General features: G+C 29.7%; 28 protein-coding genes, 1 tRNA gene and 1 riboswitch. Of the genes, 20 read left to right on the top strand and 9 right to left on the bottom strand.

What is annotated here, in order from left to right:
* The first annotated feature begins 16 nt into the window (after nucleotides 1-16).
* The 5 genes from mqnP (at nucleotide 17) to AC2TY9_RS02555 (ending at nucleotide 4464) form a co-directional block, all read left to right on the top strand.
* Nucleotides 17-886, top strand: a complete 870-nt coding sequence (mqnP, locus tag AC2TY9_RS02575; RefSeq protein WP_489779316.1) for a menaquinone biosynthesis prenyltransferase MqnP — start codon at nucleotides 17-19, stop codon at nucleotides 884-886.
* A 90-nt stretch (nucleotides 887-976) separates the two neighbouring features.
* Nucleotides 977-1786, top strand: coding sequence for a GGDEF domain-containing protein (locus tag AC2TY9_RS02570; RefSeq protein ID WP_489779315.1), 810 nt, complete (start codon nucleotides 977-979; stop codon nucleotides 1784-1786).
* Between the two features lie 93 nt (nucleotides 1787-1879).
* Nucleotides 1880-1956, top strand: a tRNA-Arg gene (locus AC2TY9_RS02565).
* 168 nt (nucleotides 1957-2124) lie between these two features.
* Complete coding sequence (locus AC2TY9_RS02560; RefSeq protein WP_489779314.1) at nucleotides 2125-2697, top strand: hypothetical protein; 573 nt, start codon at nucleotides 2125-2127, stop codon at nucleotides 2695-2697.
* 138 nt (nucleotides 2698-2835) lie between these two features.
* Complete coding sequence (locus AC2TY9_RS02555) at nucleotides 2836-4464, top strand: EAL domain-containing protein (protein WP_489779312.1); 1629 nt, start codon at nucleotides 2836-2838, stop codon at nucleotides 4462-4464.
* On the opposite strand, the gene AC2TY9_RS02550 is transcribed toward AC2TY9_RS02555, so the two are convergent.
* Both AC2TY9_RS02550 and AC2TY9_RS02545 read right to left on the bottom strand, forming a co-directional pair.
* Entirely contained in the window at nucleotides 4457-4732 is a 276-nt protein-coding gene (locus AC2TY9_RS02550) for a hypothetical protein (protein WP_489779311.1), read from the bottom strand. The genes AC2TY9_RS02555 and AC2TY9_RS02550 overlap by 8 nt on opposite strands.
* A 62-nt stretch (nucleotides 4733-4794) precedes the next feature.
* A complete protein-coding gene (locus AC2TY9_RS02545; RefSeq protein ID WP_489779310.1) occupies nucleotides 4795-7002 on the bottom strand; it encodes an ATP-binding protein in 2208 nt (735 codons plus the stop codon).
* A 519-nt stretch (nucleotides 7003-7521) separates the two neighbouring features.
* Here AC2TY9_RS02545 and AC2TY9_RS02540 point away from each other — a divergent pair.
* The 7 genes from AC2TY9_RS02540 to AC2TY9_RS02510 all read left to right on the top strand — a co-directional run bounded on the left by AC2TY9_RS02540 (nucleotide 7522) and on the right by AC2TY9_RS02510 (nucleotide 14222).
* Nucleotides 7522-8622 (top strand): TRAP transporter substrate-binding protein, encoded by a 1101-nt coding sequence (locus tag AC2TY9_RS02540; RefSeq protein ID WP_489779309.1) that lies wholly within the window; start codon nucleotides 7522-7524, stop codon nucleotides 8620-8622.
* Nucleotides 8619-9128 carry a TRAP transporter small permease subunit gene (locus AC2TY9_RS02535; protein WP_489779308.1) on the top strand — a complete coding sequence of 170 codons (510 nt, stop codon included), beginning with the start codon at nucleotides 8619-8621 and terminating at the stop codon, nucleotides 9126-9128. The genes AC2TY9_RS02540 and AC2TY9_RS02535 overlap by 4 nt, the downstream gene beginning before the upstream one ends.
* A gap of 3 nt (nucleotides 9129-9131) precedes the next feature.
* Complete coding sequence (locus AC2TY9_RS02530; protein ID WP_489779306.1) at nucleotides 9132-10457, top strand: TRAP transporter large permease; 1326 nt, start codon at nucleotides 9132-9134, stop codon at nucleotides 10455-10457.
* A gap of 1 nt (nucleotide 10458) precedes the next feature.
* Nucleotides 10459-12057: a gamma-glutamyltransferase family protein gene (locus AC2TY9_RS02525; protein ID WP_489779305.1), complete on the top strand. Its 1599-nt coding sequence runs from the start codon at nucleotides 10459-10461 to the stop codon at nucleotides 12055-12057.
* 12 nt (nucleotides 12058-12069) lie between these two features.
* Nucleotides 12070-12876, top strand: a complete 807-nt coding sequence (locus AC2TY9_RS02520; RefSeq protein ID WP_489779304.1) for a sulfite exporter TauE/SafE family protein — start codon at nucleotides 12070-12072, stop codon at nucleotides 12874-12876.
* 86 nt (nucleotides 12877-12962) lie between these two features.
* Nucleotides 12963-13244 carry a hypothetical protein gene (locus AC2TY9_RS02515; protein ID WP_489779302.1) on the top strand — a complete coding sequence of 94 codons (282 nt, stop codon included), beginning with the start codon at nucleotides 12963-12965 and terminating at the stop codon, nucleotides 13242-13244.
* Between the two features lie 18 nt (nucleotides 13245-13262).
* Complete coding sequence (locus AC2TY9_RS02510) at nucleotides 13263-14222, top strand: ketopantoate reductase family protein (protein WP_489779301.1); 960 nt, start codon at nucleotides 13263-13265, stop codon at nucleotides 14220-14222.
* Between the two features lie 171 nt (nucleotides 14223-14393).
* Here AC2TY9_RS02510 and AC2TY9_RS02505 read toward each other — a convergent pair whose 3' ends face one another.
* Nucleotides 14394-14594 carry a hypothetical protein gene (locus tag AC2TY9_RS02505; RefSeq protein WP_489779300.1) on the bottom strand — a complete coding sequence of 67 codons (201 nt, stop codon included), beginning with the start codon at nucleotides 14592-14594 and terminating at the stop codon, nucleotides 14394-14396.
* 355 nt (nucleotides 14595-14949) lie between these two features.
* On the opposite strand from AC2TY9_RS02505, the gene AC2TY9_RS02500 reads away from it, so the two are divergent.
* A complete protein-coding gene (locus AC2TY9_RS02500; RefSeq protein ID WP_489779298.1) occupies nucleotides 14950-15309 on the top strand; it encodes a DUF2237 family protein in 360 nt (119 codons plus the stop codon).
* A gap of 30 nt (nucleotides 15310-15339) precedes the next feature.
* Here the strand turns inward: AC2TY9_RS02500 and AC2TY9_RS02495 are convergent, their stop codons facing one another.
* From AC2TY9_RS02495 to coaE, 5 genes are read right to left on the bottom strand one after another with little or no spacing between them, the layout of a single operon-like run.
* Entirely contained in the window at nucleotides 15340-15924 is a 585-nt protein-coding gene (locus tag AC2TY9_RS02495) for a hypothetical protein (protein ID WP_489779297.1), read from the bottom strand.
* A 14-nt stretch (nucleotides 15925-15938) separates the two neighbouring features.
* On the bottom strand, nucleotides 15939-17108 hold the full coding sequence (gene purT, locus AC2TY9_RS02490; protein ID WP_489779296.1) for a formate-dependent phosphoribosylglycinamide formyltransferase: 1170 nt from the start codon (nucleotides 17106-17108) through the stop codon (nucleotides 15939-15941).
* Nucleotides 17109-17117: 9 nt separating this feature from the next.
* Entirely contained in the window at nucleotides 17118-17867 is a 750-nt protein-coding gene (locus AC2TY9_RS02485; protein WP_489779295.1) for a glucosaminidase domain-containing protein, read from the bottom strand.
* Nucleotides 17867-18616 (bottom strand): diaminopimelate epimerase, encoded by a 750-nt coding sequence (gene dapF, locus AC2TY9_RS02480; RefSeq protein ID WP_489779293.1) that lies wholly within the window; start codon nucleotides 18614-18616, stop codon nucleotides 17867-17869. Before dapF ends, AC2TY9_RS02485 begins: the two co-directional genes overlap by 1 nt.
* Nucleotides 18613-19203, bottom strand: coding sequence for a dephospho-CoA kinase (coaE, locus tag AC2TY9_RS02475; protein WP_489779291.1), 591 nt, complete (start codon nucleotides 19201-19203; stop codon nucleotides 18613-18615). Before coaE ends, dapF begins: the two co-directional genes overlap by 4 nt.
* Nucleotides 19204-19319: 116 nt before the next feature.
* Here coaE and purM point away from each other — a divergent pair, with 116 nt between their 5' ends.
* Nucleotides 19320-20315, top strand: coding sequence for a phosphoribosylformylglycinamidine cyclo-ligase (gene purM / locus AC2TY9_RS02470; RefSeq protein ID WP_489779290.1), 996 nt, complete (start codon nucleotides 19320-19322; stop codon nucleotides 20313-20315).
* Between the two features lie 123 nt (nucleotides 20316-20438).
* Here the strand turns inward: purM and AC2TY9_RS02465 are convergent, their stop codons facing one another.
* Nucleotides 20439-21461, bottom strand: a complete 1023-nt coding sequence (locus AC2TY9_RS02465) for a glyceraldehyde 3-phosphate dehydrogenase NAD-binding domain-containing protein (protein ID WP_489779288.1) — start codon at nucleotides 21459-21461, stop codon at nucleotides 20439-20441.
* A 238-nt stretch (nucleotides 21462-21699) separates the two neighbouring features.
* On the opposite strand from AC2TY9_RS02465, the gene AC2TY9_RS02460 reads away from it, so the two are divergent.
* From AC2TY9_RS02460 to AC2TY9_RS02435, 6 genes are all read left to right on the top strand, one after another.
* On the top strand, nucleotides 21700-22173 hold the full coding sequence (locus tag AC2TY9_RS02460; protein ID WP_489779287.1) for a DsrE family protein: 474 nt from the start codon (nucleotides 21700-21702) through the stop codon (nucleotides 22171-22173).
* Nucleotides 22174-22282: 109 nt separating this feature from the next.
* Nucleotides 22283-22382: riboswitch (guanidine-I (ykkC/yxkD leader) on the top strand.
* A 45-nt stretch (nucleotides 22383-22427) separates the two neighbouring features.
* Nucleotides 22428-23507 (top strand): putative urea ABC transporter substrate-binding protein, encoded by a 1080-nt coding sequence (locus tag AC2TY9_RS02455; RefSeq protein WP_489779286.1) that lies wholly within the window; start codon nucleotides 22428-22430, stop codon nucleotides 23505-23507.
* A 12-nt stretch (nucleotides 23508-23519) separates the two neighbouring features.
* Complete coding sequence (locus AC2TY9_RS02450) at nucleotides 23520-24332, top strand: ABC transporter permease (protein ID WP_489779284.1); 813 nt, start codon at nucleotides 23520-23522, stop codon at nucleotides 24330-24332.
* Between the two features lie 2 nt (nucleotides 24333-24334).
* Nucleotides 24335-25063 carry an ATP-binding cassette domain-containing protein gene (locus AC2TY9_RS02445; RefSeq protein ID WP_489779282.1) on the top strand — a complete coding sequence of 243 codons (729 nt, stop codon included), beginning with the start codon at nucleotides 24335-24337 and terminating at the stop codon, nucleotides 25061-25063.
* 9 nt (nucleotides 25064-25072) lie between these two features.
* Nucleotides 25073-25792, top strand: a complete 720-nt coding sequence (locus AC2TY9_RS02440; RefSeq protein WP_489779281.1) for an urea amidolyase associated protein UAAP1 — start codon at nucleotides 25073-25075, stop codon at nucleotides 25790-25792.
* 10 nt (nucleotides 25793-25802) lie between these two features.
* The gene (locus tag AC2TY9_RS02435; protein ID WP_489779279.1) at nucleotides 25803-26423 is read left to right on the top strand and encodes an urea amidolyase associated protein UAAP2; all 621 of its coding nucleotides are present in this window, start codon (nucleotides 25803-25805) and stop codon (nucleotides 26421-26423) included.
* Nucleotides 26424-26487 lie beyond the last annotated feature (64 nt).

The raw sequence follows: 26487 nt of genomic DNA, 5'->3' as shown, positions 1-26487 counted from the left end.
TGATATACTTCATTCCATGAAAAAAATTACTACTATACTAAATGATTTTAATGAACTTGTTATGTTCAAACACTCAATATTTTCTTTACCTTTTATATTTATAGCGATGATTGTTTCATCGGTTGAAGTAAATGGTTCATCATGGTTTGGTTTCAAACTTTTAATTTTGGGAATTTTAGCTGCAATTACAGCTAGAAACTTTGCTATGGGCTTTAATAGATATATGGATAGAGATATAGATGCCTTAAATCCAAGAACTATCAACAGACCAAATGTAGATGGAAGAGTATCTGCAACTCAGATGTTAATTTTTGTTATAGCAAATGCACTTGAATTTATCGTTGTTGCTTATTTTGTAAATGATTTGGCCTTTTATTTATCTGTTCCTATTTTATTTGTAATTGGTTCATACTCTTATTTTAAAAGATTTTCCTATTTAGCCCATGTGATACTTGGTATTTCTCTCGCTCTTGCTCCTATTGCTGGGGTCGTTGCTGTTAGTGAAACTATCACTTTATGGTCAGTGTTACTTAGTGTTGGGGTTATGTTTTGGGTTGCTGGGTTTGATTTACTTTATTCGTTGCAAGATATTGAAGTGGATAAAGAGCTTGGACTTCACTCAATACCAAGTAAATTTGGGCCACAAAAAACAATGCTAATATCTAAAGTGTTTCATTCTTTGACAGTGTTATTTTGGCTTTTATTTGCAATAACTTCAAATAGTGGAATGTTTGCTTATCTTGCTGTGCTAATTAGTGCAGCGATGTTGAGTTATGAACACTACTTAGTAAATAAAGACTTTACAAAAATTGATAAAGCCTTTTTTACTGTAAATGGATATCTAGGTATTGTATTTTTCTTTTTAATATTAATTGATTCATTTTGAGACTATTTTAGGGACAGTATTAAATAATCCTTAATTAAGAATTTAGATAATTCCTAGTAAAATTTTTTATTTTGGGATGGGGATTAACAAATGAGCGATAAATTAAAACAAGTCACATACCTGACTGTAAAAAACTTAAAAAATGAAGATATTATTTTGCCTGGGAAATACTCAAGCACTTTTGAAACCTTTGCAAAGGGACTTGAACTAGATGTTAAAGATGAAAAAGTAGTCTTAAAAGAATTAAATAATGATACAAATTATGTAAATAATATTGTTAAGAAAACAAACAAAAATTTAGATAATTTTTATAAATCAACAACTGATGCTCAAATTGCTATAAAAAATAATGATAGTAATTCTTTAGAAAAAATCAATTCAGAAATAGCTCAAATGAGAAATGAGATTAATGCCTTACAAAAGCAACTTTTTTCAGATCCTTTAACTGGTGCATACAATAGAAAATGGTTTGCTGATGAATACCTAAATGATGATATTTTTCAACATGAAGGTTTTATGGCATTTTTAGATTTGAATAAATTTAAACTTATAAATGATACCTATGGACATATTGTTGGGGATCAGGTTTTAAAATATCTTGTAAGATTTTTAAAAAAAGAGTTACAAAAACCAGGTGTTGATATTGTAAGATATGCAGGGGATGAGTTTATTGTTTTATTTAACAAAGAAAAAACTACAGTTTTAAATGTAGATAGAACTATCTCTGAAGCCCAAGAAAAGCTTTCAAGACAAAAACTAAAATCTGCAAAAATAGATGAACTTCAATTCTCTTTTTCTTATGGCATTAGCCCTTTTAGAAGAGGTGATTATATGGAAGATATTCTTAATACTGTTGATGAACTTATGTATAAAAATAAAGAAGCAAGCAGACAAATCTAAACCTCCCTAGAGCCTGCATAAGAGTCTATTCAGAGATTTTTAAACAAAATCAATGTATTATTCGCTTCCAATCAGTGTGAAACTGATAAAAGCGCGTCTGTGGCTCAACTGGATAGAGCACTGGGTTTCGGCCCCGGCGGTTGTGAGTTCGAATCTTACCAGGCGTGCCATCTAAAATCTCTTATCTAAACTCTAGGTAGTTTTTATATCGGTCTTTCTAATATTCTAAACTTCATTCACCCTTTTTTAACTATACAAATAATCAATTTAGATATTCATATATACTTTTAAACAAAAAATAATTCTAAAAATAATAAAATAACTCCAAAGGAATAAGTATGATTAAATATATAAAATATGGATTTTTGACTCTTATCGTAGGAGTCATATTTAGTGGTTGTGTAGCAAAGCCTAAGATTGCACTTGAATATAGACCTGCTTCTGTTTTAGAACTTGAGGGTAGAGTTAGTGTAAATGATTTTGGATACCTTCCAAAAGAAGATGTAACTCAAAAACAAATACCTAATACAGCATTAGGAGATGGATTATTTCTAGATGACCCAATAGGTGTGTTCTTTTCAAATGCAGTAAGAAGAGAATTTAGACAGTCAGGATTATCTATTAAAACAGGTTCATGCGAACTTGATGGAGAGGTAAATGAATTATTAATTGATGATTTAGGATTTTCAGTAGATTTAATCACTGATGTTAGATATGTCTTATACAACAAAGATAAAAAAGTATTAATGGACAATACATATAATACAAAGCTTGATGGCTTATCAAAGTTTGTGCAAGCATCTGTACTTTTTCAAAATTTAAATAAAATGTTTTCAAAAAATATTGAGTCATTTATGAAAGATCCTCAATTTGTTAAATCATTAGAAAAAGAATGTTCAGAAAATAATTAGGAGAGTATTTGAATAATAAGACTAGTCTTATTATTCCGCTCTTCAACTCTAGTTTATTTAATTCTCACTTTACTATGTATTTAGAATATATTCTAAAAATAACTAATAAATAATCATTTTTTATAGTATAATGAAATCATGGTATTTAATATATTAGTTATAGATGATGAATTTTCATCAAGAAACTTTTCTTTTATTACAGATAGTCTAAACAATACTAAAATAAGTATCTTAAGTGACTATAGCACTCTTAGTGCAGTTTTAAAAGAAGAAGCTATTCATATGATTATCATCAATCCTAATATCTTTTCTCTAGAAGAATTTAAAGAAATCATTGAAGAAAATAACTTAGATTATACTACAAATCCTATCTTGGTAATAACTCAAGAAAAAGATTTAAAAGTTGACTTTGATTTTATCTATGATTATATCAATTTTGAGATGTCTCAAGAACTGATTATTCGAAAAATAAGATTTTGTAAAGAGCTTTTTGAGAGAGAACTCAATTATCAAACAAGCATAAATAAACTTTTATACACAGATTCCCTGACCCAATTACCAAATCGTGTAAAACTAATAAAAGATTTACAAAATGGTTCTTTTCCTATAAATGCCCTTGCCATAATTGATATAAAAAACTTTAGAGGAATAAATGATTTTTTTGGTATTAGAATAGGTGACAAGGTTTTAAAACATACAAAAGAACTACTAACAAAATATATAGAACTGATAAACAATCGTGTGGTTTTATACAAGTTTCCTTCAGATATTTTTTGTTTAGCAAATACTGGATTATCAAAAAAAGAGTTTCAAGATTTAGTTTTTTATATGCTAAGTGGTATAAATAATCAAATCATAAAAGAACATGAATATGAAATAGATATTGATGCAGTTGCTGGTATAACCTTTTCTAAAAAAAAGAACAAACTGATTACTGCTGATTTAGCCCTTCAAAAAGCAAAATTGGAAAATAAACTATATCTAGTATTTTATGAAAAACTTGACAATCTAGTAGAATACGAAAACAATATGTATTGGACTAAAAAGTTAAAAAAAGCACTTTTTGATAATGATGTTATTGTTTACTTCCAGCCTATTTTAGATAACCGCACAAAAAAAGTTCAGAAATATGAAGTTTTAGTAAGACTACATGATAAGCAAAATGATGAGGTTGTACTCCCCTATCACTTTTTAGAGATATCAAAAAAGGCATGTTTATATAAAGAGATTACTAAAAATGTGATTGAAAAATCTTTCAAAGAGTTTGAAAATCTTGATTATGAATTTTCTATTAATATTTCATATGAGGATATAAATGATCCAACATTTTTGATATATATTGAAGAGATGTTGAAAAAATATCAAGTATCCAAAAGATTGACTTGGGAGATTCTAGAAGATGAAAATATAAAAAACTATGATGTTTTGATATGTTTTATTAAAGCAGTTAAAAAGCTTGGTTGTAAAGTTGCTATTGATGATTTTGGTACGGGATATTCTAACTTTGAACACTTATTAAAGATGAATGTTGATTGTCTGAAAATTGATGCTTCACTTATTAAAAATATTGTAAAAGATAAAACAAGTTACAAAATTGTAGAAACAATAATAAAATTTGCAAAAAATCTAAACCTAAAAACTGTTGCTGAGTTTGTAGAAAATAAAGAGATTTTTGACTTAGTAAATAAATTAGATGTTGACTTTTCTCAAGGAAACTATGTTAGTGAACCCCTAGAAAAGCCAAATTTTAAAGAGAATTTTATCTAAGAAAACCATATCTTCTATGATGGTTTTTTGTTCTTATTCTTTTTATCTTATGGGCGTACCTATTGTTCATTTGTTTTAAATCTTGTATTCTCTCCCAAAGTTTTTGGATTTTTATCTCATTATGTCTAATCTTTTGTCTAAAGTTTGAGACTCTTTCTTTTTTTGGATTTACTTTTATAAAGTTGTCATAGTGTCTATCAAATTGTTTTGCATTTAAACTTGATACTCCTAAACCTATAATCAAACCTATTGCTAATAACTTTTTCATTTTTTACTCCTTAAAGTTTATATGTGAAAGTTTAAAAACAAAAAGTGAAACTATCGTGAATATCAATTTTTTGGAATTTTAATAGTAAAAACAGCACCATGTATATTATTAGAGGCTTCTAGGTTCCCATCACAATGTTTATTTATAATTGTTCTACTCATGTGAAGACCAAGTCCTGTACCATCTCTATTTTTTTTAGTAGAAAAATATGCTTCAAAAATCTTATCAATCAACTCTTCTTTTATTCCACCTGCATTGTCATTTATTGTTAGCACTATATATTTATCTTCTTCTTTTGTTTCTATGAAGATTTTTTTATCTTTTATTTTTCTTTCTATTAGTACATCTTCTGCATTTTTAAATATATTCAATATCACTTGTTTTACTTCATTTTCATATGTATAAACTCTTTGCTTACAATTGTAGTTTTTTAATATCTTTATATTATTTGTATCAAGGGATAGTTTTATAATATTTAATGATTTATCAGCTAATTCTTCAAAGGAAACAATAGTTTTTTCTTTTTCTGCCTTGAAAAAGTTTCTAAAGTCATCTATAGTAGAAGACAAGTGATTTGTATATGTAGATATTAAGTTAAGTTCATCGTTAAGTTCTTTTGAATTTATCTCTTTTCCCATCATATTTTTAAGTAATAAAGCATTTGTAGTAGCTGACAAGGCAGTAAGTGGTTGTCTCCACTGATGAGCTATCATGCTTAGCATTTCCCCTTGTTGTGCTAGTTTTTGTTGGTGCATTATTAGTAATTGTTGATTTTCTAATTTTTTTTGTGCAAGAATTTTTTCTGTTTTATTAATAATATATCCATTTATATGACTTAGTTTATTTTCCTTGTCATAGGAAAACTGCCAATGAATAGATATGTATTTAATTTTTGTGATATCAGAATTAAGGATTAATCTAAATTCAAATTCATAGATATTTTGTTTTAAAAGTGTTTGTTCTTTTATTTTTAACATATCTTTTCTATCATCTGGATGGATGAGATTAAGAAAATGTTTAAAACTAATTACATCTTTATTAACTTCATATATCTTTTTTGCAGGTGCGTCCAAATGAAGAGTATCATTATAAACATCGTATGTCCATATGCCCATTTTTGCTAGGATTTGCATCTCATTTAGTTTTTGAGCATACTCTTCACTTTTGTCCTTTTCTGTATGGATACGATTATAAATACGAAATAAAATCAAAGAAAGAAAAGCAAAAGATTCTATTATAGAACCAATTTGCATACTTACAAGTCCATAACTAGTATCAATTATTCCCGTAAAGTATAAACCACAATACATAGAAGTATTGATAAAAGTGAACATTCCAATAAAAATAAATAAACTATATTTTACTTTCTTGATAATCATAAATAGTACAAATAAAAATAGAGATATTAATCCAAAATTTATTATCACTAGTTCAATAAAAAGATCAACATAATAACTAAAATTAAAAAGTAGTAAGATGATTCCTAATGAGCACATTGCTAGTATAGTTTGAAATAAATATTTTGTGAAACTGTATTTATTGACTTGTTTTTTAAAAAAGTTTTTAATAAATAAAGTAGTACCAATCAATGCTGCAAGTGCAAGAATCTCAGCATATTTAACTAAATTGGGAATATCTACATACATCAAAATGTAGCCAGAATGATATATCTGAAAAATCATAGTTATAAATATAAAGTACATATAATAGATAAATAGTTTCTCTTTAAATATAAAATAAATGATTAGGGCACTAGTTAAAATCAATATCATTATAGAAAGATATATCATAAAAACATTTTCATAAAAATCATTATATTTATCTACTTCATTATATGATTTAAAAATATCATAGGCATAAGTTGCATTGTATTTAGGCAATATCTTTACAAAGACTGTTTTACTACTGTTTTGTTCAAGTTCTACTTTAAAAGTATCTGTCACATATGGAAGTTGTTTATTTTTAAATGAAACGCTTGAGCCTCCTTTTAGAATATTATTTTCATCATAGAGTTCTATTTTATAAAGAAAAGCTTCTCTAAATCTAATATATTGTGAAGAAGCATATTTTAAGTCATTTTTCAAAGTGATACTTAGCCAGATTACAGATTGCGTTGCTGCAAAACTTGCTTTATCTGTTTTCTTAAAAATTGTATGCTGTTTTTTTTTAATATAGTCTAATGTTTTATTCCCATTTATATCCTCATATACTAAATATTCTGCATTTAATAAAGAGAAAAAGAATAAAAATATTAATAGTTTAAATTTCAAGTTCACAATCCGAAGTATTTAAAGGGTAAAAGTTTTATGAGGGTAATATTATCATAAATAGGTTTATAAGAATAATAATTAATCAATATCTAAATATAAAAAATAACAATAATCCATAATCTTTCTGGCATGATAAAAATTAAACATAGCCTGTATAAAAATTATGCATACTAAATGTACAATTAATGATAAAAAATATCTTTACAAAAATCTTACCAAGTTATAAAATACTTTTACGAAACACATTGAGGTGCTAAACAATACTAAAAATACTTAACTTTGGTATTTGTAGTTCCTTAACTTTTGATTTCATATATTTTTAGATAAATAAACATTTTTCTAAAAAATAAAAGTGCCTCTTTTATGTTTTATACTCTATTTAGAAAGAAAATAAGTTTAAATAGTTGTTCAAAAATAAAAATGAACTAAAAAAATAATATTTATAAAGCTTATTTAAAAAGAGAAAAGTCATAGGTGGATTCATCTTGAATCTTAATTATGAAGGACTAAGGAAAGAAAATGACTAAGAACAGAAGAGATTTTATAAAGAAAACAGGTTTAGCAGGAATAGGTGCAGCAATAGCAGCTCCAACGTTAGCAAATGCGGCAGTATCAGAAAAAAAATTTAGATGGAAGATGACAAACTGTTATGGAGCAGGGGCACCATTTTATTCAACTGGTCCTGGAAGTGCAAGTTACTTTTGTGATAGAGTTGAAGAATTATCTGGTGGTAGATTAAGAATTAAACATTATCCAGCAGGTGAACTAATCCCTGCAATGGAAGGTTTTGATGCAGTCTCTAAAGGAACTATTCAAATGAACTGGGGTAATTCATATTTTTGGGCAGGTAAAACTTTTGCAGCTCAATACTTTACAGCAGTTCCATTTGGGATGAATTTTCAAGGTACAAATGCTTGGTTACAATTTGGTGGAGGTCAAGAACTTTGGGATGAAGTATATAAGCCATTTAATGTAATTGGTTTAGCAGCAGGGAATACTGGTGTTCAAATGACTGGTTGGTTTAAAAAAGAGATAAATTCTGTTGAAGATTTAAAAGGTCTTAGAATGAGAGTTCCTGGTCTTGCAGGAAAAGTTTTAGAACAGCTTGGAGTTGGAGTTAAACTTCTTCCTGGTGGAGAGATTTTCCCAGCTTTAGAAAGAGGAGTTATTGATGCAGCAGAATTTGTAGGGCCTTTCCAAGATAGAAGAATGGGATTACATAAAGCTGCTAAAAACTACTATACAACAGGATGGGGCGAACCAAGTAATACAAGTGAGTGTTTAATCAACAAAGATGCATGGGAGTCTTTACCAAAAGATTTACAAGTTATTGTAAAAGCAGTTGCCGCAGAGTGTAATCTTATGGGATTATCTTGGTCTGAAGCAAACAACTCAGAAGCATTAAAAGATTTAGTTGAAAACGAAGGGGTAATAGCTAGAACTTTACCTGATGAAGTAATAGAAAAGCTAAGAGAAGTTACATTTGAAACATATGATAAATTAACAGCTAAAGATCCTTTAGTAAAAAAAGTTCACGACAGTTATTTTGCTTTTAAAGCAATGCATGATGATTGGCAAAATAAAAGTGAAGAAGTTGTGATGACTAAGTTATCATCATGAAAAACCTGATTGTAATTTCAGATAAACTCGATGCGTTCGTTGAACGCATCGGTAAAATAAGTTCATGGTTAATATTTATTTTAGTTTTGATGGTTGCAGGAGATGTACTTTTTAGATATTTTTTTCATATAAGTTCAATTGCTGAACAAGAACTTCAATGGCATATATTAGCTGCAATCGCAATGTTTGGTTCAGCTTTTACTTTCCAACAAAAAGAACATGTTCGAGTTGACCTTTTTTATCATCATTACAGCGAAAAAATAAAACAAATGATGGATATTTTAATTCCTCTTTTTATAATAATTCCTTTTTCACTTTATATAATTTATTTATCAAGTGACTATGTAATGCAGTCATATCATAATGGTGAAGTATCTCCTGATCCTGGTGGACTACCATATAGATATTTAGTTAAATCATTAATCCCAATTGGATTTACTTTGATTTTTATTCAAGCTTTAGCTGTTTTATTTAAAGCAATTTCACGATTTATAGGGGAGAGATAATTTATGGATCCACAAATTTTAGCAATTATGATGGTTGTATCTTTATTTACCCTTATTATATTAGGAGTTCCTGTTGCCTTTGCTATTGCAGGTGCTGGACTTTTATTTGGAGTTATTGGTGTAGATTTAAATTTGTTTAATCTTCTCCCTTCACGGATCTTTGGGGTACTTACAAATTATACACTTTTAGCAGTTCCTCTTTTTGTTTTTATGGGGATACTTTTAGAAAAATCCCGTTTAGCTGAAAAAATGTTAGATGTGTTAGGACTTTTATCTGGTAAAAAACCTGGAGGAATGGCTATTGCTATTATTGTTGTAGGTATTCTTATGGGTGCATCAACAGGTATTGTTGGAGCAACAGTTGTAACTCTTACAATGATTGCCTTACCCACACTTTTAAAAAGAAAGTATTCTCATAGTGTTTCTTGCGGGACAATTTGTGCTTCTGGAACATTGGGACAAATTTTACCACCAAGTTTAGTATTGATTTTACTTGCAGATATTAGTGGTGAAGCTATTGGACCATTGTTCGCAGCAGCACTTATGCCAGGACTTTTACTAGCTAGTTGTTATATTTTGTATATTATAGCTTTAAGTAAATTTGCTCCACACCATGTACCCCCAATTGATGAAGAGGAAAGAAATACTTACACAAAAAAAGAATTATGGATAGAATTTTTTAAATCAGTTGCACCTCCTTTTCTACTTATTTTTGCAGTACTTGGTTCTATTATTGGAGGACTTGCAGCTCCAACTGAAGCTGCTTCTATGGGAGCTATTGGTGCTTTGATAATTGTACTTTTAAGTAAAAGACTAAGTTTAGAAATTTTGAAAGAAACTTTATATGAAACTATGAAAGTGACTGGTATGATTATGTTTGTCCTTATCGCCTCTCAAGTTTTCGGATTAAGTTTTAGAGGATTAGATGGGGATTATTTAGTTGAAGATCTTTTTGATGCGATACCAGGGGGAATGTGGGGTGCAATTTTATTTATGATGTTTGTTTTGTTTATTTTAGGATTTTTCTTAGAATGGATTGAAATATCATATATTGTATTGCCATTAGTATTACCTATATTTCATGCTTTGGATGTAAATATGATTTGGTTAGGGATTTTAATTGCATTAAATCTGCAATCATCATTTTTAACACCACCCTTTGGCTGGTCACTCTTTTTCCTAAAAGGTGTAGCACCAAAAGAGATTAAAACAATGGAAATATATAAGGGAGTTCTTCCATTTATTGCAATTCAAATTATAGTGATTGCACTTGTGATGATTTTCCCAGAAATAGCCCTTTGGCTACCAAAAGCAATAGGATGGATGTAATATGAATATAAATTTACCAAAAACTCAAACTTCAAAAAATGGAATGGTTATTTCACCCCATTTTGCAGCTTCAGATGCTGGATTAGAGATTTTAAAGCAAGGTGGAAATGCACTTGAAGCAACAATTGCCGTTGCCTCTTCTTTGGCAATTCATTACCCACATATGACAGGGATTGGTGGAGATGCCTTTTGGTTAGTTTATGACCCAAAAGAGGGTGTTAGTTTTATTGAAGCTTCTGGATACTCTGGTTTTGATGTGAATATGAGTTATTATGAAGGTTTAAAAACAATTCCTTTTAGAGGAAAATTAGCTGCAAATACAGCTGCAGGAGCAGTTTCTGCTTGGGATTTAGCATATGAAAAAAGTAAAAAAGAATGGGATGGAACAATTCCTGAATCAAAGCTTGTAGAAGAATCAGTAAGTTCTGCCAAAAATGGAATAGTTGTAACAAAATCTTTAAGTGAAACTTTAGAAGAGAAAAAAGAAGAATTAAGTGTTGATGAATATTTTGCAAAGGTTTATTATCCAAATGGAAATACACCAAAAGAGGGTGAAAAACTTGTTCAAGAAAAACTTGGAAACACTTTAGAAAAACTTGGAACAAATGGTTTTGATGATTTTTATAGAGGAAGTTTAGCAAAAGAGATATCAAGTGACTTTAAAAAAAGAGACGCCTTATTAACAAGTAAGGATTTAAGTGAGCATAATGCATCTTGGAATAAGCCCCTTGAAATGAATATGAGCAAAGGAAAACTTTTTAATGCTTCTGCTCCAACACAAGGGATTGCTTCACTTATGATTTTAGGGCTTTTTGATAGATGGTGTGAAAAACTTCCACAAAAAGATTCTACAAACCATGTGCATCTTTTAGTAGAAGCTACAAAAATAGCTTTTAAGCATAGAGATAAAATGGATACAAGTGCAAGCCCAGAGGATTTACAAAAATGGTTAGAACCAGAGTATTTAGACAAATTAAGTTTAGAACTTGATTTAGAAAAAGTACTTCCTTGGGGAGAAAATGCAGCCCCAGGCGATACAACTTGGTTTGGTGTTTCAGATAGTGAAGGTAGAATTGTAAGTGCTATTCAAAGTATTTATCACGAGTTTGGAAGTGGGTTAACTCTTCCAAATACTGGAATTGTTTGGCAAAATAGAGGTTGTAGCTTTGCCTTAGATTCAACTCATATTCAATCTTTGGCGCCACATAAAAAACCATTCCATACTTTAAATCCTGCAATTGCATTATTTGATGATGGAAGAGTTATGGCCTATGGAACTATGGGTGGAGATGGTCAACCTCAAACACAAGCTGCTGTTTTTTCTAGATATGCCTATTATAATGAAGATTTGCAAACATGTATAAATAACCCTAGATGGTTATTAGGTAGAACTTGGGGAAATTCATCTCAAAGTTTAAAACTTGAATCAAGATTTGATGAAAAATTAATTGAAGAGTTAAAACAAAAAGGTCATGATGTAGAGATTTTAAAAGATTTAGATTCAGCAGTTGGACATGCAGGAGCATTGGTTTTTTATCCTTCTAAAACAATAGAAGGGGCATTTGACCCAAGAAGTGATGGAAAAGCTTCAAGCTTTTAAGGATATATATTTATGAATGAATTATTGATTTTAATCCCTATTTTACTTGCAAGTGGTGTACTAGCTGGGTTGCTTGCAGGACTACTTGGAGTTGGTGGTGGAATTGTAATAGTTCCAATGCTATATCATATTTTTATATATATGAACATTGATATATCTATTGCAATGCCACTAGCTATTGGAACATCACTTTCTACAATAGTTGTAACATCAATTATCTCCGCACGGTCACACCATAAAAAAGGTGGAATCGATTGGGATTTAGCAAAAAGGTGGATACCTTTTGTGATACTTGGGGTATTAATTGGAGCTTTCTCTTCAAAGTTTATTGATGGGACAAATTTAAAATTTATGTTTGGTATTTTACTTTTAGTAGTATCTTTACATATGATTATTAGTAGTTTCAAAAGTTTAGTTATTGCATCATCTTTACCTGGTAAATTTGGTCAATCAATTTTTGCAGTGCTTCTTGGTGGCTTTGCCTCATTACTTGGAATTGGGGGAGGGACACTTATGGTTCCACTTCTTTCGCTATTTTCATTTCCAATTCATAGGGCTGTTAGTACAGCTTCATTATTTGGGCTTATTATTAGTATCCCTGCAACAATTGGCTATATAATTGTTGGGTGGAATGTCGAAAATCTTCCTTTAGCTTCTACAGGTTACGTAAACTGGTTAGCTTTTGCTGTACTTGTTCCTATGACTATGTTTTTTGCTCCTTATGGGGTAAAGTTAGCATATAAATTAAATGTAAAACAGCTAAAACTAGCTTTTTCTATATTTTTATTATGTGTTGGAATAAAGATGGTTTTTGTATAAAACCATCTTTAACTCTTTTCTTACCACTAGATTTTTTAATTATAAACATAGTATCTTTTTAACTTCTATATAAATCAGGAGATAAAATGAAAAAATTAATTTTACTATTTACCTTAGCTATTTTTACTATTTCAGCAAATGCAGTTAGTTTTTCATGGCTTGAAGGGAAGTTTAAAAACGGTGGAACAATCAAATCAGTAATGAATGAAGTTGACGCAGCTGGATGGGATTTTAGAACTTATACTTGGATTGATGCAGCAGGAAGAGTTTGTACTGTTGTCTTTACTGAAAATAAAGGGGGAAATGCTGATTGTGATTTTCCTCCAAAAGATTTTGATTATGATGAATTTTACAAAAAAATAAAATAAAAACCTAGGATAAAATTTATGAATATTGTAGTAATTGGAGCAGGGGGAATAGGCGCTTTTTATGGGATGATTTTAGAAAAAGTAGGTTGTAATCTGAGCTTTGTAGCTAGAAATGAAACCCTTGATTTTTTAAAAAATAATAAGATGAAAGTTACTTATCAAAATGAAATTCTTGAAAAAAAGATTGATACTTACTCAATTGATGAATTAACAAAAAATTTTAACCCAGAAGATTTTGATGCAGTTTTTATAGCCACAAAGGCAATGAGTACAGAACAAATCTCAAAAAAACTTGGCACTTGGACAGAAGGTAGTTTAAATATTCCTTATTATATATCTTTACAAAATGGTGTTGAAAATGAAGATATAATGGAAAAATATTATAAAAAAGAGTATGTAATAGGTGGATTAACTAGACTTATTGTATCCCATACAATCTCTTTAGGTCATGTTCATTGTGAGGGTGAGGTTCAAACTTTGATTGGGGCATTAAATCACACTAATAAAAACAAAAAATTCCTTGATGAGTTAAAATTGATTCTTGATAAAACTGGAACAACAACTTTTATTTGTGAGGATATTAGACTAGAACTTTGGAATAAACTTATCATAAACAATGGTGTTAATGCTATCTGTGCTTTAGTTCAAGAAGAATCAGGACCACTAATAAGAGATGAAAAAACATCAAAATTAATTTATGGACTTATGAGTGAAGCTGCAAAGGCTTCAAATGCTGTTGGTGTAAATCTTACACAAGATGATGCAAAAAAGATGTTTGAACTTATGACAAATTTCCAGTCAGTAAAACCATCTATGTGGGTTGATACTCAAAATAATAGAGATTTAGAACTTGATGAGATTTGTGGAGTTGTTATTAGAAACTGTGAAAAACAAGGTTTTGATGCACCATACACAAGAACTATTTCTACACTTTTAGAGTTTATATATAATAAAAGAAGAACCAAAATTAAGGCATAAAAAAAGGCTCCTTTTGGAGCCTTCCCTGATTTTTCGGAGAAATGTTATTAATTCGCTTTTTTATATTTAAGATAGGAGTTCGCAGTTCCCTCTCAACCAATACTTAAATTATAAAGTATGAGAATTAATCATTAAGTAATACTTAATTAATAAAAGGTTAACAATAGCCTTTTATCTGTAATATTGTTCCAAGTCTATCCATGTTAAATGTTTTTCAACTTTCATTTGATAAATATGCTTTGGTGCAGGAAATTTAAGTTCAACTGGTAAAGAAGCCCATTCTTGTACACTTATATCATTAAAATGATCCGTTAATTGATGTTCTAATTCATTTGAAATTTCAACTATTTTTACTGATTCAACTCTTTTCATTTTAAACTCCTTGTTTATTTCTATATGAAATTGTATTAGTTAAAAATGACATTAAAGTGATGTTTTGAACATATGCTCAAAACTTAAGTAAAAATTTATACTTTGAAGAGATTTTTTGGCATAAAAAAAGGTTCCTAAAGGAACCTTAAAATTTTGGAGAGTTTTTTAATTCGCACATTAAACTTTTTTGAGATAGGAGTTCGCGGTTCCCTCTCAACCCATAAGAAAATTATAATAGATGAGAATTAATCATTAAGTAATAAACTGTTAATCAAAAGTTAACAATTGAATTTACTAAGAAAATAAGAGTAGATTTTTTATTTACTGTTATATAATAGATAGAAAAAGGAAAATAATGCAAACAAATTTATACGATGAACCACTAGCAGTTTGTTCAACATCTCCTATGACGGGTTTTTTTAGGGATGGTACATGTAGAGTATCATTTGATGATAATGGAAGCCATAGTGTTTGTGCTGTTATGACTGATGAGTTTTTAGAATTTTCAAAATCTAGGGGAAACGATTTATCAACACCTATGCCAATTTATGGTTTTCAAGGATTAAAAGAAGGTGATAAATGGTGTTTATGTGCTTTAAGATGGAAAGAAGCTCATGAAGCTGGGTGTGCACCTAAAATTGATGCTAAGGCTACTTCAAATCAAGCAACTAAATTTATCCCTAAAGAGATTCTTTTAAAGTTTAGTATAAATTAATCAAAGAGGAAGTATCTTCCTCTTTAAAATCTAATCTGATTTTTCCAAATACTTTATAATCTCTTTATTTGCTCTATTTGATAAAAAATATTGGTATAACATTCTATCCACATCAAAAAGTAACTTACTTGTGTCTTGGATTTGTGTTGCAACATTATTAGAATCAACAGCAAGTTGAAGATATAACTCTTTATCTTCACTAATCCAAGTATTAACTATCTTTGAATAAGTTAGAGATTTTAGTGAAATATGTTCAGCAAACTTTTTTATATCTTTATCAAACACTTTAGGATTGTCTAGTTTTTCAGTATAGGCTTTATATAATTTACCCGTTTTAGAATATATTCTTTTTAGTAGATTATTACTTGCAACAATAAGTGCCTTTTGTTTATAAAAATCTAGATTTTCCTCTTTGATCTCTTTTACAAAACCAATTGCTGTGATATTGTTTTTTATTTTATTCTCAATTAGCCATGCAGGAGCATTTGAAGGTATCTCAATCTCCTCTTTTTCTATCTTTTTTTTAGAATCAGAAAAAGGATTGATTGAGTTTAGTGAAAAACATCCAGTAAGAAAAAATATTGAAATAAGAATAAAAAATATATTTTTCTTCATAATCTTATATAAACCTAGCAATCTGAAAATTTAGAGATAATCTCTTTTGATGTCTCAAGGGCTTTTTGGCTTGAATCTTTATCAAAAGTTAAAGCAACTGCCATTCTTCTTCCAACATGAGATTGTGGTTTTCCAAATACTCTTACAAAACTATTTTTTGTAAAAGCACTATCTTCTATCTCTACAATTGGGTTAAAAGTATCATCTTTTGCTTTATAAGCAGCACTTGCTCCACATCCATAATCAATATAATCTAAAGGCAATCCTAATACCGCTCTTACATGAAGGGCAAATTCACTTTGAGATTGAGTAATCATAGTAACCATCCCTGTATCATGAGGTCTAGGACTTACCTCACTAAAGAACACTTCATCCCCTTGAACAAACATCTCAACACCGAAAATACCTCGTCCACCTAAACCATCAGTTACTGTTTTTGCAATTTTTTGTGCATTTTCTTTTGCTTTTTCACTCATATCCATTGGTTGCCATGAGAAGATGTAGTCACCATCTTGTTGAATATGTCCAATTGGTTCACAAAATACTGTTTGTTTTTCATTTCGTACAGTAAGCATTGTAATTTCATAATCAAATTTGATAAAGGCTTCAACTATTAATTCACTTGCATCACCCCTAGCTTCTTTAGCAATCTCCCAAGAAGATTCTAAGTCAGCTTCACTTTTTGCTACACTTTGACCATGTCCAGATGAACTCATTACAGGTTTAATTACACAAGGAAATCCCATATTTGAAGCTGCTTTTTGAAGCTCTTTAAAAGTACTTACAAATTCATATGGACCAGTTTTTACTTTTAGTTCTTCTGCTGCAAATTGTCTGATGTTTTTTCTATTCATTGTTTTATTAACTGCATCAGCATTTGGAATTACATGAAACCCTTCATTTTCTGCATCAAATAAAGCTTGGATATTAATAGCTTCAACCTCAGGTAAAATATATGTAGGTTTTTCTCTTCTAATTACATCTAATACTTCATTTTTATTTTTCATATTTATAGTATATGCTTTATTTGCAACTAATTGAGCAGGTGCATTATTATAACTATCAACAGCAATTGTCTCAATACCTAATCTTTGTGCCTCAATCACAACCTCTTTTCCAAGTTCTCCACTTCCAAGAAGCATGATTTTTATGGAATCAGATTTAATAGGTGCAGTAAATTTCATTGTTTTCCTTTAGTGTAAATTTAACATTTTGTCGTTTCTTATCATGATAAAAAACTCTTTGTCATAATGTGCTAGATGGTTTTTTCTAATAATTGATTGTAGAATTTTAACATAGTCATGACCAATTCCCGAGTATTTTGTCATGGTTTTTGCTAGTTTCATACCATCAATAAACTCTTTTTTTAATCTCATTGTGCTTCTTTTTGCTCTAAACTCATAATAAGCCCCTGTTCTATTTAGGTTTTTCATATATGCAGCAATAGAGTTTTGTAAGGTGGCAAAAATTCTAATAAAATGTTTTTTCCCTGTTTGTCTTTGAAGGGGTACCATTCCAATTTTTGGGTTATAGGTCCAGTGTCCAAAAATATTATTGGCTTTTTTGAAAAATCTACTTGTTCCCCATCCACTTTCTGTAGCAGCTTGTGCTAAAGCTAGTGATGGAGGAACTATATCAATTCTTCTTAAAAACTCAGAATAATCATAGATATCTGAAACTTTATATTTTATTTGTAGCTCTTTAAGTTTTTTATACTCAAAAGAGTCTTCTAAAAGATTTTTTTTACCTAACAAAGATTTGATAAATTCTCTTTCTTTTAAAATCTTTCTATTTTCTAATTCTATTTGACCAACAAAATACTCAAAGAAATATTTTTTCTTTTCAGCTAATGGAAGTTTATAATAATTAGGTGGAAAACCAGTAGCTTTTAATGAAACCAAAAGCAAACTAAAACCAAAAACTATTTTTAAAAATATCTTCATTAAATAGTAGCCGTGAATACTTTTTTAACGGCACCTTTAAAATATAATTTGCCGTTTGTTTTAGAAATAGTTAACTCTTCACCACTTTTTGGGTATACAAAGGTTTTGTCCTCAACAAGATGAAGATTATTTGCTCTTATAAAACATGCAACCATTCCAGTTCCACAAGCTAAAGTCTCACCTTCAACACCTCTTTCGTAGGTTCTAACTTTGATTACTTTACCATTTTGGCTATCTTCTATTTTTGCAAAATTTACATTTGCATTGTGTGCGTATCTCATTTTTGAACATAAATCATGGTCATAATTATCTAAGTTATCAGTTAATGTAACTAAATGGGGAACTCCTGTATCAATTAAGTACCAAGTCAAACCATTTTCTTCAAACTCTTCTTTTATAACTTTTGGTTCAGTCATTTGTGTTTCAACTATATCTCCATCTACTTTTGATTCTATAATTCCAGCTTCTGTTAAGAACTTCATATGAGAAGGTGCTAGGTTATTATTATATGCGTAGTGAGCAACAGCTCTTGTAGCATTTCCGCACATAGCAGCATCACTTCCATCGCTATTATAAAACATCCATTTAAAATCTGCATCATTACATGGTAAAAGGGCAACAAGACCATCTGCTCCAATACCTTCAGTTCTATTGCAAAGTTTTATTGCATCTTGTGTGAAATCTTTTTCAATAAAAGAGTGAAAGATAACAAAGTCGTTTCCACTGGCACTATATTTTGTATATGTCATAAAATCTCCCCGATAACTCTTTTAACTTCTTTTTCAAGATTTTCAAGATTTGATGAGTTATCAATAATTATATCTGCTAATTGTTTTTTTTCTTCAATATCCATTTGATTTGAAATTTTTAATTTCGCTTCTTCTTCATTTATATTGTCTCTATCCATAAGCCTTTTTATTTGTAACTGTTTTGGTATATAAACTACTAATGACTTTGGAATTGGATAATGCATTTTTTCAAAAAATAAAGGAATATCAATAAAGTAAGGTTTCCCTTGTTTTTCAAACACCCTTGCTTCATTGTAAATCTCATCTTTGATTAAAGGATGAAGTAATGCTTCAAGTTTAAGTTTATTTTCCTCATTTGAAAATATTATTTTACCTAATTTCTTTCTTATAACTTTTCCATTTTCAACATACTCTTCACCAAAAATAGTGGCAATTTTTCCACTATTTTCATCAAGCAATCTATGTGCAACTTTATCTGCATCAATTATTGAAAAACCGTGAAGTTTGAAAAGGTCACATACAGTACTTTTACCTGTTGCAATTCCACCTGTTAAGGCTATTGCATGTTTAAAAAAATCATTATTCATATTGAAGATTTTACTATAATAATGATTTATTTAAGGTTTAAGAAGATAATTCATCTATATCTTTGTCATTTTTCGATACAATACCACAAAAATTTTAAATAACAATAAGGAAAAAAATGTCAACAGTTAGTTATAAAGACGCTGGTGTAGATATTGATGCTGGTAATCAGTTTGTAGAGAATATTAAACCACACGTAAAATCAACTTTAATTCCAGGAGTTTTAGGTGGAATTGGTTCTTTTGCAGGTGCTTTTGAGTTACCAACGGGATACAAAAACCCAGTATTACTTTCAGGAACTGACGGGGTTGGTACAAAATTAAAATTAGCAATTGATTCAAAAAAATATGATACTGTTGGTATCGATTTAGTTGCTATGTGTACAAACGATTTATTATGTAATTTTGGTGAGCCACTATTTTTCCTAGACTATTATGCAACTGCAAAACTTGAAGTAAATGAAGCAACGGATGTTGTAAAAGGGATCGCTGAAGGATGTATTCAATCTGAGTGTGCATTAGTTGGTGGTGAAACTGCTGAAATGCCCGGGATGTACAAAGAAGGTGATTTTGATTTAGCTGGTTTTTGTGTTGGAATAGCTGAAAAAGATGAGTTAAATAGAATTGAAAAAGTTAATGCAGGTGATGTATTAATTGCACTTCCATCTTCAGGTATACATTCAAATGGTTTTTCTTTAGTTAGAAAATTACTTTTAGAAAAATTAGGGATGAGTTTAGATGATGATTTCCAAGGAAAACCACTTAAAGATGTTTTATTAGAACCAACTAGAATTTATGTAAAAGAGTTTAAAGCAAACAAAGAAAATATTAATGCCTTAGCACATATTACAGGTGGTGGTATTACTGAAAACTTACCAAGAGTTTTACCTGACAATTTAAAAGCAGTTATAAAAAGAGATTCAGTAAAAGTGCTTTCAATTTTTGAATTTATGGGTGAGCATGTTGAATTAGAAGAGATGTATAGAACTTTTAATATGGGTGTTGGAATGATTTTAGTTGTAAACCCTGATAAAGTAGATGCAGTATTATCTAACACTGACGGTTATGTTATTGGCGAGCTAGCTGATGGTGAAAAAGGCGTAGAATACATCTAGATTTTCACTCATCTTCTTCGTTAAAGATTAATTTTAACTCAATCACATACTAAAATGTATGTTCAATCGTTAAAATTGATCTTTGCCTTGAATCTAAATAAAACTCTAAATGTCTTCTTTCTTTTAATTCTTTGAATGATATTTCATAATATCAGTAACTTTTGATGCATATCCCCATTCATTATCATACCAAACTAAAAGTTTAATCATCTTGCCATTTTTTACATCTGTATATCTATGGTCTATTATTGTAGTTTTATTCTCTTTTTTGAAATCACTTGATACAAGTGGGTCAAAATTATTTAGAACAATATTAAAATTTTGATTCTTTTCATACTCTTCAAAAATCTCGATTATCTCATCTTTTGTACAACTTTTTTCTACAAAAAGTGTTACATTTATTGCTCCAACTGTATCTGTTGGAACCCTGAGAGAATTCGAAGCGATTAGTTCATGACTAAATTTTGAGTCAACAAATGAACATGCTTTTATTGTTGTTGTTTTATTTGGAATAATATTTTGTGTTGAAGAACGTCCAAACTCAAAGTTATATTCAACATCTCTTGTTGAACTTCCTACAAAATGTCCATCTAAAACCCTTTGGTGATTCAATAATGGGTGAATAGTAATAATGTCACCACAGATAATTTTTTTCTTTTTATCAATAATTTTAAGTGCAGGTAATAAAGCAGTGGCATTGCATGAACTTGTTGAAATGATTTTGTGTTTTTGTTTATCAAGCTCTTGTTCATTTACTCCTAAGATAATATTGATATCTGCTTGGGCATTTGGATGGCTTAAAAAAACAGCTTTAACAGGTAAGTTTTTTAGTTTGTCTATATTAGTTTTAACTCCACTTGAATCAACTATAATATCGATATTACTTAAATCAGCATCAAGTAAACTTGAATGGTTTGTGATTTTTATTTTTGTTTGAGTATTTTGAATATAGCTTTTATCAACAACTTTGAACTTATCCTCTAAACTACCATATGTTGAGTCATAATTTATTGAATAAACTATATTTTCTATGTATGGATTTATTTCATTTATTATAACAATCTCATATTCTTTTTTTTGAAGAAGTTGGATTAAAACAGATTTTCCTATTCTTCCTACGCCATTTATAAGTACTTTTTCTTTCATAGGCGTATTGTATCATAGATTATATATATTATTTATATCTATTTGGTAATCCATATAAAATCTATTTATTTAATATAAAATCTATTTAAATCCCTTCATATCAATAGTGTATAATCTTGATTAATTTAATATATAATTATTACTTAAAGTATATTGAACTTTTTTATTAAACTAAAAATTGTAATTTGTAGTTTAATCCCTTGATGATATGATTGATTAAATTAAAATAGGAGATAGCATGAAATTTTTTAATTTAAAATTTTTACTAAGTACACTGTTGATATTAGGTACATTTGGATTTGCAAATGCCCAAACAGTAAAACAAAAAGTTGTTTATCATATTAACTATGATAATCCAAAACACCAAGCAGGGGCATTAAGAAATATTCAAAATCATATTAATGCAGTTGGAAAAGAGAATCTTGACATAAAAGTTGTTTTACATGGTAATGGATTAAGTTTACTTCTTGACCCAGAATCACTGGCAAAAACAAAATTAAAGTATGGAAATGCAAATGAGCAAACGCAGGCAAAAATTTCAGGATTAAAAGATCAAGGTATCACTTTTAGTGTTTGTGCAAATACATTAAAAGGTAAAAATATAAATTTTGAAGATGACCTTTATGATGTAAGTGAAGGTGATATTGTTGCAAGTGGAGTTGCCGAACTTGCTATTTTACAGTCTCAAGGTTATGCATATATCAAACCTTAATTTTTAGAACTGTATAAACTTTATACAGTTCTTCCCTTGAAGAAATTAATTTAATCAATTACAATTTAAACAACAAAACATATTAGAGGCTAAGCCTCATTTCAAAACTACAAAAGGAAGCTAGGGTTCCGATCTATAATTTAGATGACTGGTCCGAGAGCTTGCGACTCATAATTAGAGTTACACGGAGGGATAAAAGCCCGGGAGGTTTAGACCTCTTGATGTGTTTTAAATTCTAATTAGGAGAATTAAAGATGAAATCATCTTCTTTCACAAAACTTTTCAAAGTACTGACACTGTCTGTTCTATTCTTAGGGCTAACTACAAGTTCACTTTTTGCTGAGACTAAAAAAGATTTTAAAGTTGCATGGAGTATTTATGTTGGTTGGATGCCATGGGATGTTATAGAATCACAAAAAATCATGGATAAATGGGCAACTAAATATGGTATCAATGTAGAGATTGTTCAAATCAATGATTATATTGAATCAATTAATCAATTTAGTGCTGGTGAATTTGATGGATGTACAATGGCTAATACAGATGCATTAGGAATCCCTGCAGCTGGTGGAGTTGATTCTACTTCATTGATTATTGGTGACTTTTCAAATGGTAACGATGTTGTTATTTCAAAAGATGCTAAATCTATTAAAGAGTTAAAAGGTACAAATGTAAACTTAGTTGAATTATCAATTTCTCACTATCTACTTGCTAGAGGATTAGAAAAAAATGGTATGAGTGAAAAAAATATTACTGTTGTAAATACATCTGATGCTGATATGGTTTCAGCTTATACAACTGCTGATGTATCTTCTGTTGTAACTTGGAAACCACAAGTAAGTGAAATATTAGCTATGCCAAAGGCAAATAATCTATTTAACTCTTCAGATATTCCAGGAGAAATCATTGACTTAATGGTTGTAAATACTCAAACTTTAAAAGATAATCCAGCATTTGGTAAAGCGTTAGTTGGAGCATGGTATGAGATGATGGCTTTAATGAATTCTGATACAAAAGAATCAAAAGATGCTAAAACAATTATGGCAAAAGCATCTGGTACTGATTTAGCTGGTTTTGAAGACCAATTAAAAACTACAAATATGTATTATAACCCTGCTGATGCAGTTGAGTTTAACAACTCTGATGATATTGCAAAAACTATGGAGTTTGTAGCTAAATTCTCATTTGATCATGGATTATATGGAGAGGGTGCAAGTGATTACGGTTTTGTAGGAATTGAGTTCCCTAATGGAAAAGTAGTTGGAGATAAAGGAAATATCAAATTAAGATTTGATGATACATATATGAAAATGGCAGCTGACGGGAAGCTGTAATTAGGATAATCAATGAAAAGGTTAATTAATCAAGTCCCTTCAAAAACAACAAATTTGTTTTTGGGGCTTCTGCCTTTTCTTTTGATTGCGGTGGTTTACATTGGGGCATCCAATGCAAGATTGGCTGAAAATCCAAATGATAAACTGCTACCTTCTATTGAAAAGAGCATCAATTCTATGAGTAAAATGGCTTTTGAGAAGAGCAAAAGAAGTGGCGAATACATACTTTTAAATGACACACTATCTAGTTTAAAAAGACTTGCAATGGGTGTAATTATAAGTGCTATGTTTGCTTTAGCAGTTGGTATTGCAATAGGAACTATTCCATATGTGACTTCAACTGTATCACCGCTTATATGGTTTTTTTCTTTGATACCAACAATGGCAATGCTGCCTATACTATTTATCGTATTTGGATTAGGTGAGGTTTCAAAAGTTGTTCTTATTATACTTGGAGTTGCTCCAATTATGACAAGGGAGATTTACCAAAGAGTAAAAGAGATTCCAAGTGAGCAAATTATAAAAGTTCAAACACTAGGCGCAAATACATGGCATATTATTTTAAGAGTTATAACTCCACAAATATTACCAAGATTGATTGATGCAATTAGAATTACACTTGGAACTGCATGGATATTTCTTATTTCAGCTGAAGCAATTGCAGCAACTGAAGGTTTAGGTTATAGAATCTTTTTAGTAAGAAGATATCTTGCTATGGATGTGATTTTACCTTATGTTATATGGATTACACTATTAGCATTTTTAATAGATTTTATCCTAAGACAATTTAACCAAAGACTATTTCCTTGGTTTGGTAAGGAGTAATTATGAGTTTGGTTAAAGCAAAGAATCTATGGAAAATCTATGGTGATAATATCATCTTAGAAAACGTGAATTTTTCAATGGAAGAGGGTGAGTTTTGCGCTCTTGTAGGACCTTCAGGATGTGGTAAAACTACATTTTTAAGAATGCTTTTAGGTGTTGAAGAACCATCAAAAGGTCAACTTTATTTTGAAAGTAAAGATTATCCAAAGGAGCCAAGTGATGAAAGGGGTATTGTATTTCAGCGATACTCAACACTTAGTCACTTAAATGTGATTGATAATGTAGTTATTGGTTTAGAGTTTGAAAAGTCAAAATTTCTTGGAAAACTCTTTGGAGATGAAAAGAAAAAAGCTATGGAGACAGCTGATGAGATATTAGAAGCTGTTGGTTTAAAAGATGCAAGAAAAAAGTTTCCCCATGAATTAAGTGGTGGAATGAAACAAAGATTGTCAATTGCACAATCACTAGTAAAAAAACCAAAACTTTTACTTCTTGATGAACCATTTGGTGCATTAGATCCGGGTATTAGTTTAGATATGCATGAGTTACTTTTAGATATTCACTCAAAATTAAATTTTGGGGTTGTGATGGTAACTCATGATATAGGCGAAGCCTTTAAATTAGCCCATAGGGTTTTAGTATTTGACAAAATAAAAGTTGATAAAGATTACCCAAATAGATTTGGTTCAACAATTGTTAGTGATGCAGATGCAAGTAATAAAAGAAAATAGGAAATAAAAATGAAGAGTAATAATATTGTATTAAATGAAATTTTATATTCAAGTGTTAAATGGTCGAAAATCATAAGAAGAGGTCAAACTATTCAATTAAAAGCATTAGGAGATAATGCAAGTTTAAGTGCTATGTTCTACAACGCTTCAAACTCATATGAAAGATTTAATAGTGCGGATACAGTAAAGATTCAATGGAATGCCTTTTTAGGAAAAGAAAAATGTCTTTTTTCAGAAATGGGAAGGGTTTTATTTGCAATTAGCGATGATACAACCGATGGTTTACTTGATTCTTTAGGGGGTATCTCAAATCCTAGAATTATAAAAGAAAATTTTGGTGGTGAAGCAACATATGATAGTTGTAGAAATGGTTACCATAAATCTGATAGAGAAAATTTTTTAATTGAACTTGGGAAATATGGTATGGGTAAAAAAGATATGATTCCAGCTCTTAATCTATTTAGAAAAGTAGACGTAAAAGAGGGGTCAAATTTAGTTCTAAGTGATAGATGTGCTAAAGAAGGTGATTATATTGAATTAACTGCACATATGGATGTTTTATTAGTACTTTCAAATACACCACATGCAATGGATAAAAGTGGAACTTACAATCCCAGTGATGTGGAGATTACAATCTTTGATACAGTACCTTTTAAAGATGAAGACTACACAAGTTACTCTCAGGAAGCTAAAAGAGGTTTCCAAAACACTAATAGATATTTTGTATAAGGATAAAAAGATGTCAAAAAATATTGAAACTGCAATTTATAATGAAAAACTACTTTCAGGACTTCCATGGTCTGGTGTAATTAAGAAAGGTCAAAGATTTAGAATAGTTGATTTAGAAGGTTGTCAAGCTGTTGATACACTTTTTTACAACAATAATGATTATTCAGATAGATACAGCGCAACAGATACAATTAGAGAACAAGGTTCTATTTTTATAACAACAGGAACGAAACTAATTTCAAATGATGACAATGTTTTAATGGAAGTTGTAGAGGATACTTGTGGAAACCACGATACTTTAGGTGGACATTGTAGTGCTGAGAGTAACTCAGTTAGATTTGGACTTGATAAAAAGTATATGCACTCTTGTAGAGATAACTATTTAACTTTGGTTGGTGAGCTTGAAATGAGCCCAAAAGATATTACAAATAATATTAACTTTTTTATGAATGTTCCTGTTGAAGAGAATGGACATTTAGCTATTGTTGATGGTATTTCAAAACCAGGTGATTATGTAGAGATGGTTGCTCTTATGGATACACTTGTGATGATTTCAAACTGTCCACAGTTAAATAACCCTTGTAATGGATATAACCCAACTCCTATTCAATTACTTATTTGGGAAGATTAAAAGAATATGGTTTAAAAGAGCCTTATCTTTTTATTTTGTGGGACGACTTACAAAATATAACTCA

The organism is Arcobacter sp. ISO1 (assembly GCF_058105185.1).
The sequence above is the reverse complement of the archived record's forward strand: the minus strand, read 5'-3'. Positions and strand labels throughout refer to the sequence as shown.